Origin of the sequence: Marinobacter lacisalsi (assembly GCF_042651045.1) — a bacterium.
GTDB lineage: Bacteria > Pseudomonadota > Gammaproteobacteria > Pseudomonadales > Oleiphilaceae > Marinobacter > Marinobacter lacisalsi.
The window spans coordinates 1-12,939 of sequence record NZ_JBHSDI010000060.1 but is presented as its reverse complement, the minus strand read 5'-3'; the positions used below and the strand labels follow the sequence as shown (position 1 = coordinate 12,939).

General features: G+C 61.7%; 13 protein-coding genes. 9 read left to right on the top strand and 4 right to left on the bottom strand.

The window, feature by feature from the left end; translation table 11 throughout:
* Positions 1-81 precede the first annotated feature (81 nt).
* Together ACFOZ5_RS16835 and ACFOZ5_RS16830 are read left to right on the top strand one after the other, a co-directional pair.
* On the top strand, positions 82-864 hold the full coding sequence (locus ACFOZ5_RS16835; protein WP_379889438.1) for a secretin: 783 nt from the start codon (positions 82-84) through the stop codon (positions 862-864).
* Between the two features lie 10 nt (positions 865-874).
* Positions 875-1,864 carry an adenosine deaminase gene (locus ACFOZ5_RS16830; protein ID WP_379889436.1) on the top strand — a complete coding sequence of 330 codons (990 nt, stop codon included), beginning with the start codon at positions 875-877 and terminating at the stop codon, positions 1,862-1,864.
* Positions 1,865-1,876: 12 nt separating this feature from the next.
* Here the strand turns inward: ACFOZ5_RS16830 and ACFOZ5_RS16825 are convergent, their stop codons facing one another.
* Positions 1,877-3,010 (bottom strand): glutathione S-transferase family protein, encoded by a 1,134-nt coding sequence (locus ACFOZ5_RS16825; RefSeq protein WP_379889434.1) that lies wholly within the window; start codon positions 3,008-3,010, stop codon positions 1,877-1,879.
* 209 nt (positions 3,011-3,219) lie between these two features.
* Positions 3,220-3,714 (bottom strand): DnaJ domain-containing protein, encoded by a 495-nt coding sequence (locus ACFOZ5_RS16820; protein WP_379889432.1) that lies wholly within the window; start codon positions 3,712-3,714, stop codon positions 3,220-3,222.
* A gap of 217 nt (positions 3,715-3,931) precedes the next feature.
* Between ACFOZ5_RS16820 and ACFOZ5_RS16815 the strand changes: the two genes are divergently transcribed.
* From ACFOZ5_RS16815 to ACFOZ5_RS16805, 3 genes are all read left to right on the top strand, one after another.
* Positions 3,932-4,246: a DUF3301 domain-containing protein gene (locus tag ACFOZ5_RS16815; protein WP_379889430.1), complete on the top strand. Its 315-nt coding sequence runs from the start codon at positions 3,932-3,934 to the stop codon at positions 4,244-4,246.
* A 69-nt stretch (positions 4,247-4,315) separates the two neighbouring features.
* Complete coding sequence (locus ACFOZ5_RS16810; RefSeq protein ID WP_379889428.1) at positions 4,316-6,007, top strand: acetolactate synthase large subunit; 1,692 nt, start codon at positions 4,316-4,318, stop codon at positions 6,005-6,007.
* A gap of 173 nt (positions 6,008-6,180) precedes the next feature.
* Positions 6,181-7,482 (top strand): pyridoxal phosphate-dependent aminotransferase, encoded by a 1,302-nt coding sequence (locus tag ACFOZ5_RS16805; protein ID WP_379889426.1) that lies wholly within the window; start codon positions 6,181-6,183, stop codon positions 7,480-7,482.
* A 68-nt stretch (positions 7,483-7,550) separates the two neighbouring features.
* On the opposite strand, the gene ACFOZ5_RS16800 is transcribed toward ACFOZ5_RS16805, so the two are convergent.
* Both ACFOZ5_RS16800 and ACFOZ5_RS16795 read right to left on the bottom strand, forming a co-directional pair.
* Positions 7,551-7,772, bottom strand: coding sequence for a hypothetical protein (locus ACFOZ5_RS16800; RefSeq protein ID WP_379889424.1), 222 nt, complete (start codon positions 7,770-7,772; stop codon positions 7,551-7,553).
* A gap of 147 nt (positions 7,773-7,919) precedes the next feature.
* The gene (locus tag ACFOZ5_RS16795) at positions 7,920-8,864 is read right to left on the bottom strand and encodes a LysR family transcriptional regulator (RefSeq protein ID WP_379889422.1); all 945 of its coding nucleotides are present in this window, start codon (positions 8,862-8,864) and stop codon (positions 7,920-7,922) included.
* Between the two features lie 137 nt (positions 8,865-9,001).
* Here ACFOZ5_RS16795 and ACFOZ5_RS16790 point away from each other — a divergent pair, with 137 nt between their 5' ends.
* The 4 genes from ACFOZ5_RS16790 to ACFOZ5_RS16775 are packed head-to-tail and all read left to right on the top strand — an operon-like array spanning position 9,002 to position 12,611.
* Positions 9,002-9,619 carry an MFS transporter gene (locus ACFOZ5_RS16790; protein WP_379889420.1) on the top strand — a complete coding sequence of 206 codons (618 nt, stop codon included), beginning with the start codon at positions 9,002-9,004 and terminating at the stop codon, positions 9,617-9,619.
* A gap of 25 nt (positions 9,620-9,644) precedes the next feature.
* Positions 9,645-10,565 carry an MFS transporter gene (locus tag ACFOZ5_RS16785; protein ID WP_379889418.1) on the top strand — a complete coding sequence of 307 codons (921 nt, stop codon included), beginning with the start codon at positions 9,645-9,647 and terminating at the stop codon, positions 10,563-10,565.
* 20 nt (positions 10,566-10,585) lie between these two features.
* Complete coding sequence (locus ACFOZ5_RS16780; protein ID WP_379889416.1) at positions 10,586-11,752, top strand: HlyD family secretion protein; 1,167 nt, start codon at positions 10,586-10,588, stop codon at positions 11,750-11,752.
* Positions 11,753-11,810: 58 nt separating this feature from the next.
* The gene (locus tag ACFOZ5_RS16775) at positions 11,811-12,611 is read left to right on the top strand and encodes an inositol monophosphatase family protein (RefSeq protein WP_379889414.1); all 801 of its coding nucleotides are present in this window, start codon (positions 11,811-11,813) and stop codon (positions 12,609-12,611) included.
* Positions 12,612-12,939: the final 328 nt, after the last annotated feature.

Sequence of the window (12,939 nt, the reverse complement as noted above, 5' to 3'; positions counted from 1 at the left end):
AGTCGTATTCATGCTTTCCAATATACCCCCCGGCTTTCCCGGTTTGCAACCGGCGCCTTCAACTTTTCTGCGGAGATGTTCATGGCCAGTGCTTCCGTTCGCATTCTGATCCTGCTACTTACCCTTACCCTGGTTCCCGTACTTGCGCAGGCGGCACCGGAGAACCGCACCTTCACCCTCGACAACCGCCCGGCCCAGGAAGTGGCGGACCAGCTACGCGCCCTGTATCCGGAAAGCGAGCTGACCATGGCGGCCCAGGGCCGCCAGCTGGTGACCCGCGCCGAGCCGGCGGTGCTGGACGAAATCAGCCAGCTGATCCGGACCATGGACGTGGCCCCGGTGCAGCTACGCATCACCGTTCGCAGTAGTGGCCAGGTGCAGGGCAAGCGTCAGAGTGGCGGCGTCAGCAGCGGGCACGGCAACGTGGTGACCATTCAGGGCCAGAGCCGGACCACCAGCACCCGCAGTACCCAGGAACGGAACCTGGTGGTTCAGGACGGACAATCCGCCCATATCAGTTCCGGCCAGGTGCGCACCCTGCCGGTGGCTATCCGGGCCGGGCGCAATCCTGCCGCCATCTACCAGCAGGTGGATATCCGCAGTGGCTTTATCGTCACCCCGCAACGCATTTCCGACCAGCAGATCCAGCTCAGCATTACCGCGTTCGAGAACACCCCGGACTCCGGCATGGCAGGCTACGAAACCGACGCGGTGGTCACCCAGCGCCGGGTCGCCCCCGGCGAATGGGTGGAAGTGGGCAGCACCGAAACCAGCCAGCAGAGCGAGCGGTCCGGCATCACCTACCAGGTGGGTGGCAACCGGCAGGACAATCAGCAATTTCAGGTAAAAGTCGACGTACTTTAAGGATCACCCGATGGACGCTTTTCTAAAGAACCTGCCCAAGGCCGAGCTGCACCTGCACATTGAGGGCTCCCTGGAGCCGGAGCTGATGTTCCGGCTGGCCGGTCGCAATGACGTTGCCCTGCCCTACGACTCGGTGGAGCAAGTGCGGGCCGCCTACGATTTCAGCGACCTGCCGTCATTTCTGAATCTGTACTATCAGGGCATGGCGGTGCTGCTGACCCGCGAGGATTTTCACGACCTGGCCATGGACTATTTTTGCCGGGCGGCCTCGGAGGGTGTGGTGCATGTCGACCTGTCCTTCGATCCCCAGGCCCACCTCAAGCGTGGGGTGAGTCTCGACGTGCAGATGGAAGGACTGCTGGGCGCCATGAAAGAGGCGGAGAGCGAGCTGGACCTGAGCACCGCTCTGATCCTCAGCTTCCTGCGGGATGAGCCGGTGGCAAGTGCGGCGGAGGTGCTGGAGCGGGCGCAACCCTGGCTGTCGCAAATCAGCGCGGTGGGGCTGGACAGCGCCGAGGCGGGCTACCCGCCGGGGCCATTCGCAGACGTGTTCCGAGCGGCCCGGGAGCTGGGTATTCCTGGGGTGGCCCACGCTGGCGAGGAAGGACCGCCGGACTACATCCGCAGTGCCCTGGATGACCTGAAGGTGATCCGGGTCGACCACGGCGTGCGCTGCCTGGAGGACCCGGACCTGGTCCGACGCCTGCAGGAGGAGCGCATCCCGCTGACCGTCTGCCCGTTGTCCAATGTGCGACTCAAGGTGGTGGAGCAGATGGCGGATCACCCGCTACCCCGCTTGCTGGAAGAAGGCCTCACCCTGACCATCAACTCCGACGACCCCGCCTATTTCGGTGGCGGTGTACTGGACAACTACCGGGCCTGTCAGGCGGCGTTCGGCTGGGGCGAGGACATCTTCCGCCAGCTCGCCCGCAACGCCCTGGAAGCGGCCTTCATGACCGAAGACCGCCGCCAGACTCTGTTGGCCAGACTGGAGGGCTGAGGGGCCTGTGGTCTAGCGGCGCTCCCACACCTCGATGTGGTTGCGACGGTCCACGGTATAGCCGCGCTCACCCGGCAGCGCATCCGCCAGGCCCCGGGCGGCAAGTGCCTCACGCACCCGGGCCTGGTCGTCGGCGGAACCGTCCGCCAGCATGTCATCCCCTTTGCGCAGCACATACAGCAGGTAGGGCTGGATACCCGCCTGCACCGGCACGCCCCGGAAGGACGATTCCACCGCACCCACATAACGCTGGTGGGGCTTGGGAGACACCGGCTGGCCGTCCTCCGGCTGGTGCTCGGCAATCAGGCCATCCATGAACGACAGCTTGTCGGTCAGCATCGGGAAAATCTCGTCGGCAATCTGCCGGAACAGGGGCTCCAGTGTCTCCGGGATGGCATCGTCACCCAGGAACTGGTCGCCGTAACCCGGGAACTCGGGGGTATCCAGCCCCGGGGCAGTCATACGCTCGACCCAACGGAACACCTTCGGGGCCCGCACCTTCATGATATTGCCAGGCACCGGGTCACGACCCAGGTGGGCAAACATGGGACCGATCAGTCCATAATCAGCAATGGAGGGCCGACCACCAAACAGGTACGGATGTTCTGCAAAATGCGCGCTGAGGGTATCCAGCAGCTCCTCGTAGGATGCCTCGATTTCGGGAATGGTGTGGTCATTGACCCCCAACTGGGGCAGGTAGGAATTCATCCGCGACATGATCTTGTCGGCCATGGCCTCGCCAACACCGGCAGCAAACTGGTCCCGGAGGAAGCCTTCCTGATCGTCACGGTAGGTCCAGCGGTAGTGCATGGCATGGGGCAGCATGGCCTGGGTGCCGTAATACTGAATGATCACCGCCAGCACGCGCTGCAACAGACCGTCCGGATAGGCGGAATAACGCACGCCCTGTTTTTCGAAATGGTCGATGATATCCAGGCTGTCCTGGACGATATCGCCTTCCGGCGTCTCCAGCACCGGGATGATGCTGCGCTGGATGGCGGGCATGATGCGCTGGGCGAAATCCGGATGGGACGTGGGCACCTCGACATAGTCGATGCCCTGGGTTCGCAGGTAGCAGCGGGCGATGCCGGTATACAGTGAATGGGGGACACCATAGAGCCGCTGGGTGGTTTCCTGACTGGGCATGCGCTTCCTTCTCCTCCTGAAGCTGCCGGGAGACACAGAACACACCGGCGGGAGCAATGGGGCTCCTGATCAGCCGGTAACGGTCTGCAACTCGCCGGGTGTTATTGTTTGACAGGCAGGCACCCGCCTGCCACAGGCCGGTCATCATAACGCGTTATCGCCAGCTTCGCAGACCCGGTGAGCCAGAAGGGGAAAGCGTCAGGGGTGTGTCACGTGCCGCGTTTGCCTAACAGGACGAATTTGGCCTCGTTGACCTTGGCGGCCAGATAGTCATTGCCGCCACGGTCCGGATGCAGTTTCTGCATCAGCCGCCGGTGCGCGGCCACGATCTCGTCACGGCTGCAGCCTGGCTCCACATTGAGGATCTCGCAGGCTTCCTGTTTCGACATCTGACCCGACGATGCCGCCTGCTGTTGCTGCTCCTGCTGACCACCCGGCTTCTCGCCTTCACCGAACAGGCGGCGGGCATGGGGCAGGAACTTCAGCAGGGAAGGCAGCCTTCGCAGCAGCGGAATAAGGGCGGCCACCGCTGCGGTCAGCACATGCACACGACCGGTGAGCACCATGAACGCCAGCAGTACGCCAGCCACCGCCAGCACGATTTTCCAGGTGGCGGCCTTTTTCTGGCTGGGGTCCAGTGCACCCCAGCGCTTGAGCACAAAGAAAAGCAGGGCTGCCAGTCCGAGCCCCAGGATCCATTGCATGCAGATGATCTCCGGCAGATTCAGACCTGATTCTACACGTGCATGACGGCAGGTGAATGACACATCATCAAACTTTGAACCTTCGGCACGGCAGTGTAGGCTAGTGTGCCTTACCACCAGTCCTGCGCTCGTGCGCCTTGCCCAACGTTCACACAGGCGCGCTGACAGTCGAGGAACTTGTGGTAAGGCACACTGCCCGAAAACATGGAAGCAAACCGTGACTCTGTCTACCCTCACCTGGCTGTTCGCGATCGGATTCGCCGGCTGGTACTGGTGGCGCGCGAAAGCCATCAAGGACTTCGTATTGGCTGCCGCCAAGAACCATTGCCAACGTATGGACGTACTGTTGCTGGACGACGCCGTTTACCTGCGGGGACTCTGGTTCAAGCGCGACCGGCAGGGCAAGGTGCGGGTGTGGCGACGGTTTCTTTTTGACTTCACCACTACGGGTGAAGAACGCTACCTGGGCCGGGTGATTATGCTGGGGCAGCGAGTGGAACATATTGAACTGCAGCCCCACCGCTTCGAGTAGCCTGTTGCAGCGTGGCTGCAAGTGGGCAAAATAGCTGGATATCCCGACGACAATCAGGAGGCTGGATAGATGACCGACGAATCCCGCACGGACGGAGCACTGACCGGCGCACAACTGTTTGTCAAAGCCCTCGAAAACGAGGGCGTTCGTTACATTTTCGGGGTGCCCGGCGAGGAAAACCTGGATCTGCTGGAGGCACTCAGGGAATCCTCCATCCAGTTGATTCTGAACCGGCACGAGCAGGCAGCGGGCTTCATGGCAGCCACCTATGGCCGGCTGACCGGCAAGGTCGGCGTGTGCCTGTCCACCCTTGGCCCCGGGGCCACCAACCTGGTGACGGCCGCCGCCTATGCCCAGCTGGGCGCCATGCCGATGATGATGATTTCCGGCCAGAAGCCCATCAAGTCATCCAAGCAGGGGCTGTTCCAGATCCTGGATGTGGTGGACCTGATGCGGCCCCTGACCAAGTACACCCGGCAGATCAGCAACGCCAACACCATTCCCGCCAAGCTGCGGGAAGCCTTCCGCCTGGCGGCGGAAGAGCGCCCCGGCACCGTGCACCTGGAACTGCCCGAAGATATCGCCTCGGAACTGGCAACGCCGGATACCCACATCTTTGCCCCCAGCGACGCCCGCCGCCCCACCGCCAGCGAGAAAAGCCTTAGGCGAGCGGCTGACATGATCCGCACGGCGAAGCACCCGCTGATCATGATCGGCGCCGGTGCCAACCGTAAGCGGGTGTCCCAGGCCCTGATCCACCTGGTCAACACTACCGACATTCCTTTCTTCACCACCCAGATGGGCAAAGGCGTGGTGGATGAACGCCATCCCCGCTACCTGGGCAATGCCACCCTTTCCAGCGGTGATTTCATCCATTGCGCCATCGACCATGCCGACCTGGTGATCAATGTAGGTCATGACGTGGTGGAGAAGCCACCCTTCTTCATGCAGCCCGGCGGCAAGCAGGTCATTCACGTCAACTTCAGTGGTGCCGATGTGGATCCGGTGTACTTCCCGCAGCACGAGGTGGTGGGCGATATCGCCAACAGCGTGGAGTGGCTGGCGGACAACTGCGGGCACTGCCCCAACCATGACTTCTCCGAATTCCTGCGGGTAAAAGAGGCCCTTGAGGCGCACCTGGAAGACCGGTGCGAAGACGACCGTTTTCCCATCATTCCCCAGCGCATTGTCCGGGATGTGCGCCGGGTGATGCCGGATGACGGCATCATCGCGCTGGACAATGGCATGTACAAACTGTGGTTTGCCCGCAACTACAAGGCCTACGACAACAACACCGTGCTGCTGGATAACGCCCTCGCCTCCATGGGCGCCGGCCTGCCCAGCGCCATGATGGCCGCCATGCTCTACCCCCAGCAGAAAGTGATGGCCATCTGTGGCGATGGCGGCTTCATGATGAACAGCCAGGAAATGGAAACCGCCGTCCGCCTGAAGCTGAACCTGGTGATCCTGATCATCAACGACAACGCCTATGGCATGATCAAGTGGAAACAGGCCCAGGAAGGGTTTGCCAACTTTGGCCTGGATTACGGCAACCCCGACTTTGTCACCTATGCCCAGTCCTATGGTGCGCAGGGGCACCAGGTGTCGCGGACGGAAGATCTCCAGCCGACCCTGACCCGGGCCATGAAGGAAGGCGGCGTACACCTGGTGGATGTGCCTGTGGACTACAGCGAGAACGACCGCGTGTTCAATAACGAACTGGCCGAGCTGACCCGGGACCTCAGGGCGGACTGCGGCTAACCCGGAAGTAACCTGTGCCCGCCGGGTAACACGCCCCCGGGAGTCTGCACCATGCCTGCCGCGCAGACTCCTGGCCTTCGGCAATCCCCTATCGGAAGACAGTCTCGCCTCAGGACGCATCTTGCCTATACTGCGGGTGTCACTCACCTCATGACTATGGCAAGTACAAGCGCATGGATATCCACAACGAACACCGTTATGCCATCAATCTCAACGTGCGGGGCATCCAGCCGTCCGCCACCCTGCGCATCAACGAACTGAGCAACCAGCTTCGTGCCGAGGGCCGGGACATCATCAAGCTGGGCCTCGGGCAGTCACCGTTTCCGGTACCGGAGCGGGTGGTACAGGCGCTGCGGGACCACGCCAGCGAGAAGGACTACCTGCCAGTCAAGGGGCTGAAAGGCTTACGGGAGGCCATTTCCGGCTACATCAATCGCGCGGAACGCATGCGCTGCAGCTGGGAGGACGTGCTCATCGGCCCCGGCTCCAAGGAGCTGCTGTTCATCCTGCAACTGGCCTACTACGGTGACCTGCTGATCCCCCGCCCGAGCTGGGTATCCTACGCCCCCCAGGCACGAATCATCGGCCGCTCGGTGCACTGGCTGCCGACCCACGCCGAGAATAACTGGCAACTGACTGCCGAAGAGCTGGACATCATATGCCGGGATGACCCGTCGCGCCCACGCATCCTGATCCTGAACTACCCGTCCAACCCCACCGGCTGTACCTACACCGATGATCAGTTGCTGGCCATCGCCAACGTGGCCCGTAAGTACCGGCTGATCCTGCTGTCGGATGAAATCTACGGTGAGGTGCAGTTCGATGGTCGCCATAAGTCCATCGCCCGCTACTATCCGGAAGGCACCATCATCAGTACCGGCATGAGCAAGTGGCTAGGCGCCGGTGGCTGGCGTTTGGGGGCCTTTATCTTCCCGCCAGAGCTGCGGCCACTACAGGACGCCATGGCCATCATCGCCAGCGAGACCTTCACCTCCACCGCCGCGCCTATCCAGTATGCCGGCATTACCGCCTTCAACGGCGGCGAGGACATTGACGAGTACCTGCGCCATTCCCGCCGTGTGCTGAAAGCCATTGGTGAGTACGTGCATCAGCGGCTGACAGCAATGAAGGTTGACGTGCGCAAGCCGGAAGGCGCCTTCTACCTGTTCCCGGACTTCTCGGCCTACCGTGACGCCCTGGCAAACCGTGACATCAAAACCAGTGCCGCCTTCTGCAAGCAGCTGCTGGAAGATACTGGCGTAGCAATGCTGCCGGCCAGTGATTTCGGTTTTGTACCGGATCAGCTCAGTGCAAGGCTGGCGTTCGTGGACTTTGACGGGGCAAGGGCCCTGGAACTGGCCGCCGGCGAGTTCGCGGACCAGGATCTGTCAGGTAATGAGGACTTCATCCATCAGGCAGGGCCCAAACTGGGCATGGCGATGGATCGGATAGAGTCGTGGCTGGCAGGGCTGTAAAAACTGCGCAGGCCGAAAAGCGTCGGGCCCTGGCCAGCTTTCGCTATAGCCGGGGCCCGTTCAGCAACTCATGAAGCGTTGCTGTCAGCCTTTTCTTCAGACTCATTGTCAGCGGTTGCTTTCGCTTCGCTGTCTTTCTCAGCCTGTGCTGCCTTTTCCTGCAGCTGCTGCTCCAGAACCTCTTCCATCCAGTACTGCTGGGCACTGACGTTAGCGGCACCCATGATGCCGGCAACGGCGATAACAGCGATGGCAACAGATTTCTTCAGGTTTGCATTGATACCGAACATGATTTAACTCCTCGAATACGAATAGTGGAACTCGTCGGGTATCAGCGGCGGATCGCCTTGGCTGATCTCGATGTTTGTATTATTGAGGAGTTGCGTCGCTGAAAAAAATTGTTAAACGGTATCTCTTACATCATCTGAGGTGATGATTCAGGGGTGTCGATTATTTCTGTCAGTCATTTGCCCCACCAGATCCTGCCATTTCTCACGAACCAGGTACTCCACCAGCGAGCGCATCCAGATCAGCCCCGGCTCCCGGTCATGGCGCGCGTGCCAGATCAGGTACACGCTGATGGGATCCACCTCGATAGGCAGGCGCGTGAGCCATAGTCCTTCCCGCAGCCTTTCATCCTGCATCATGCCATCTGGCAGAGCGGTGACCAGATCCGAGGTTTTCAGTAGCTGCGGAATGGCGGGAAAGTGGTTGACGGTTACTGCCACCCGCCGGCTCAGCCCCATCGCGTCCAGGGCCGAGTCCACCGGGCCGTGGGTGTCGCCGGTCGGCGAGATCAGCAGGTGCCGGGCATCCAGGAATTCCCGCAGGCTGATGGGACGACCCGCCAACGGGTGGTCCTTTCGCATGGCCAGCACATAGCCGCTCTCGGCCAGCCAGGTACTGCGCAGGCTGTGGTCGTGCTCCTCCAGCATGCCAATGGCCAGGTCCACGTGGGCTTCCCGCAGCTGCATGTGGGCACCACCCAGGGTGTACGGCACTGCGTGCAGGTCAACCCCGGGAGCGTCCCGCTCCAGCTTGCCCACCAGTGCCGGCCACAACAGGTCCAGCATCATATCGACCAGAGCAATACGGAACTTGCGGCGTGAGCTGGCCGGATCAAAAGCACTGGTACTCACCGCCCGGGACAACTCGTGCATGGGGTTACGCACCTGGTCCCACAGGCTGAGGGCGTAGGAGGTGGGCTCAATCTGGCGGCCTTTTTTGACGAACACCGGGTCCTTCCAGGCGTGGCGCATCCGGGACACCGCATTGGACACCGCCGGCTGGGTCATCGACAGCCGCTCCGCCGCCCGGGTAATGGAGCCTTCGGTCATGATGGCGTCGAAGATATACAGCAGTGTCAGTTCCTGGTTTTTCAAATGTCCGCCCCTGAGGTACATTTAATCAGCTTGCTAAATCATCGTAACCGACGAAAGCAGCAGACTGCGGCCCCGACCCTGTCACCCGGGGCCGCCTCCTGACTGATTCGCCAACCCCCAACAAGTCCGGAAGCCACATGTCGCAAGTGGAGATGATGTTCCAGCGTTACGGGCCCAAATACAAGTGGCTCGTCACCCTCACCATGCTGCTCGGGCTGGTGGCGCTGGGCATGTCCATTACCATCGTCAATGTGGCCACACCCTACATCAAGGGCTCCCTGGGGCTGAGCAACGTTCAGGTTCAGTGGATTTCCACCGGCTTCCTGGCAGCCACCACTGTAGCCCTGCTGATCGCTCCGTGGCTGGTGAAGGCCTTCGGCCAGCGGGCCACCTTTGTGGGGTTGCTGACCACTTTTGTGGTGGCGTCCATCATCGGCGGCCTGGCTACCAGCATGGCCGCCATCGTCGCCGCCCGGGTGGTACAGGGGGCCATGACCGGACTGATCCGCCCGCTGGCGCTGGAAGCCATGTTCTCGGTATTCCCCGCCAACGAACGGGGCATGGCCACCGCCATCTACGGCATGTGCCTGGGCCTGCCCCTCACCCTGGCCACGGTGATCGGCGGCTGGCTGGTCGAGTCCTTTACCTGGCGTTACGTGTTCTTCGTCACCCCGCCCATGTGCCTGGCGGCCATGGTGATGGGCTACCTTTTCCTGCCCACACGGGAAGGCACCGCCCCCCCGACCACCCTTTGACTGGACCGGCGCCATCAGCCTGTTTGTGTGCATCTTTGCCTTACTGGCAGCGGTCTCCAACGGACAACGATGGGGCTGGTACAGCAACGCCGTCATGGGGCTGCTTGGCCTGTCCCTGGTGCTGGGTGTCGGCTTTGTGTGGTGGGAGCGGCACATCCGCCAGCCACTACTGGATCTGGGCATCTTCCGCCACCGGGCGTTCCTGGCCGGCTGCCTGGCGATCTTTGTGTTCGGCGGCGCCTTCTACGCCATCATGTACCTGCTGCCGCTGTTCGCCCAGGGCATCCTCGACTTCCGCCCGGTCACCACCGGCCTGCTATTCCTGCCTTCCACCCTGGTGCTGGCGCTGCTGGTGCCGGTGATAGGCAAGCTCAGCGACCGCTATCCGTCCCACTACATGACCCTGCCGGGGCTGGCCTTTGCCATCTTCGCGGTGTTCCTGTTCTCCCGTGCCGACGTCTATACGTCTTTTACCTATCTGGCCGTGGCCCTCACCCTGATGAGTGCCGGCATGGCGTCGTTTCCACCGCCCACACTATCCCGGGCTATTGGCTCTCTGCCGCTGCACCTGACCGGCTATGGCTCCGGGGTGATCAACTTCATGCTGCAGATGGGGGGCGCCTTCGGCACCGCAGCCCTGGTACTGATGATGGACCGTCGCATCACCTGGCACGGCGAACACATCAGCACCGTGATCACTGCCGGCAATGACACAGCCATGGCCACCGCCGCCCGCTGGCAGGACATACTCGCCGGAGTGGGCGTACCACAGGCATGGCAGCAGACCGCCGCCCTGCAGAAAGTCGGCGCCACCGAACAGTTCTGGTCCACGGTGATGGCTTACCAGGACGGCTTCTGGCTGGTGATGATCGCCTTGACCTTCGTGGTGATACCGGCCTGGCTGCTGAGCCGCTGGAGCCGGTCACCCCAACACGCTACAGACTGACCCTGACACGGAATAACTTCATGGTTGATAACAACAATAACGACACTGTCCCCCGCAAACGCAAGCTAGCCCTGAAGCCCAGGCAGATGGCCAGGCTGTTACTGGTGGCGGTGCTGCTGGTGGCTGGCCTGATCTGGCTGGGCCAATGGCTGTGGTATCGCCATACGCATGTGGTGGAAGACAACGCCAGCGTGACCACCAACCTGATCACCGTCTCCTCCCGCTTGCCTGGCCGTGTAGACGCCTTCCCCCTGAAAAACGGCGACTCCCTTGAGAAAGGCCAGACCGTGGCCAGACTGTACAGTCAACCCGAACAGCTGGAACTGAACCAGCGCAATGCCCGGGTAGCCCGAATCGAGGCGCGGCTGGCCTTTGAACAGCAGCAGATCGAACAGGCCCGCCGGCAGTTGCAGGGCGGCATCAGCAATGCCGAGCAGCAGCTACAGGCCGCCCGGACCGACCTGAAGGTGGCCCAGGTGGAGCTGGACGACGCGGAACAGAGCTGGCAGCGGGCGGATACGCTCTTCGAGTCCGGCTCCCTGTCGAAGCAACAGCGTGACCGGAACTATTACGACCTGATGTCCGCCCGCGCAAAGATGGAGACCGCCCGCCAACAGGTGGCCCTGCGACAGTCACAGCTGGACACCGCCGGCATCGGGTTGTTCTCCGGCAGTACCATGACCCTCCCCACCCCGGAGCTGCTGGAGGCGCAGTCCACCATTACGCGCCAACTGCTGGCGGAGGCCAACGCGGATGTGCGCAAGCAGGAAGCGCTGCTGGCGGATATGACCGTTACCAGCCCCGCCGATGGCGTGGTGGCTCGCACCTTTGTGGAAACCGGTGAGTACCTGTCCGCCGGCCAGCCCATCCTGATGATGTACCAGCCGGACAATGTCTGGATCGAGGCCAGGGTCAAGGAAACCGACGTGCGCAACCTGTCGGTGGGCCAGGAAGTAAACATCCGCGTGGACGCCTGGCCCGATACGGATTTCTCCGGCAGGATCCGCATGATTGGCCGCTCCGCTACCAGCGAGTTTGCCCTCATCCCCAGCTCGAACCCCTCCGGCAACTTCACCAAGGTCACCCAGCGCATTCCGGTGCGCATCTCCGTGGACGAAGGCGATCACACTCTGCTCAGCCCCGGTATGATGGTGGTAATAGCTGTCGACACCCGCGCGGTTGATTGATTCAGAGGGCGCTTCCTGCAATGGTTATGCTTTTGACATCGCCCTCAGGGAGAGCCCCATGTCCGACATTGCCGACTTCGCCGAACGTATCGCCCGGGAGGCGGGCGAACTGATCCGCCGGGAGCGGGACGAGAACACGCTGCGCACCGACTACAAGCAGCAGACCGAACTGGTCACCCATGCGGATGTCATGGCGGACGAATTCATCACCGATGCCATCCGCAAGGCCTATCCGGACCACCGCATCCTGTCCGAGGAAACCATGCCGGACCTGACCCAGGCGGAGGAACTGGACACCCCGCTGTGGATCGTCGACCCCATCGACGGCACCGTGAACTACGCCTACGGCCATCCCCAGGTCGCCGTATCCATCGCCTGGGCGGAAAAAGGCCGGGTACAGGTAGGCGTGGTGCACGCCCCCTTCTCCGAAGAAACCTTCCGCGCCCAAAAGGGCCAGGGCGCTACCCTCAATGGCCAGCCCATCCAGCACAGCGGCGCCACCGACCTGCGACAGTCCCTGTTTGCCACCGGCTTCCCCTATACCAAGGACAACCTGGAACCCCTGGTGCGCCGCCTCAACGTCATGATCCACCACTGCCGCGACCTGCGACGCATCGGCTCCGCAGCACTGGATATCTGCTGGGTGGCCTGTGGGCGGCTGGACGCCTACTACGAGAGTGTGAGTCCCTGGGATTTTGCCGCCGCCAAACTGATCGCCCGGGAGGCCGGGGCAAAGGCCGGGCATTTCAGTGAGGTGCCGGAGGGGTATCCGGAGGATCTTTGGGGGAAGGACAACGTGATTACGGCGCCTGAAGTTTATGACGGGATTCGGGAACTGCTGGTGTCCGCTTCGGGCTGAGCGGGACTGGCCATGGGGTATTTTTGTGATAGATTTGGAGTGTGTCGTGTTTTCGGCAATATATTGATTGCAGAAAAAGAAGATGTCAGGCGAACACGAGGGCGAACGCTCGAATTTCGTTAACTGTCTGATTTATAGGCCCTGCGGGAAAGACGTCGACTCTCAGATTTTGTAATAATGAAGACGTCAGATTTTCCCAATCATGAAGTGGTCTATCTAAATGCTGTTGAACTAAACCGCTTCGCGGTAGCGAGCGGACCGGTGGATTCCCCGCGAGATCCGGTGAACTGACGGATACTTTTGGTTAGCCCAAGTGGGCTGATCAGAA

What these genes read in the sequence shown, in the direction of transcription:
- ACFOZ5_RS16835 (WP_379889438.1), top strand. Translation starts at nt 82, where the DNA reads ATGGCCAGTGCTTCCGTTCGCATTCTGATCCTGCTACTTACCCTTACC.
- ACFOZ5_RS16830 (WP_379889436.1), top strand. Translation starts at nt 875, where the DNA reads ATGGACGCTTTTCTAAAGAACCTGCCCAAGGCCGAGCTGCACCTGCAC.
- ACFOZ5_RS16825 (WP_379889434.1), bottom strand. Translation starts at nt 3,010, where the DNA reads ATGCCCAGTCAGGAAACCACCCAGCGGCTCTATGGTGTCCCCCATTCA.
- ACFOZ5_RS16820 (WP_379889432.1), bottom strand. Translation starts at nt 3,714, where the DNA reads ATGCAATGGATCCTGGGGCTCGGACTGGCAGCCCTGCTTTTCTTTGTG.
- ACFOZ5_RS16810 (WP_379889428.1), top strand. Translation starts at nt 4,316, where the DNA reads ATGACCGACGAATCCCGCACGGACGGAGCACTGACCGGCGCACAACTG.
- ACFOZ5_RS16805 (WP_379889426.1), top strand. Translation starts at nt 6,181, where the DNA reads ATGGATATCCACAACGAACACCGTTATGCCATCAATCTCAACGTGCGG.
- ACFOZ5_RS16800 (WP_379889424.1), bottom strand. Translation starts at nt 7,772, where the DNA reads ATGTTCGGTATCAATGCAAACCTGAAGAAATCTGTTGCCATCGCTGTT.
- ACFOZ5_RS16790 (WP_379889420.1), top strand. Translation starts at nt 9,002, where the DNA reads ATGTCGCAAGTGGAGATGATGTTCCAGCGTTACGGGCCCAAATACAAG.
- ACFOZ5_RS16780 (WP_379889416.1), top strand. Translation starts at nt 10,586, where the DNA reads ATGGTTGATAACAACAATAACGACACTGTCCCCCGCAAACGCAAGCTA.
- ACFOZ5_RS16775 (WP_379889414.1), top strand. Translation starts at nt 11,811, where the DNA reads ATGTCCGACATTGCCGACTTCGCCGAACGTATCGCCCGGGAGGCGGGC.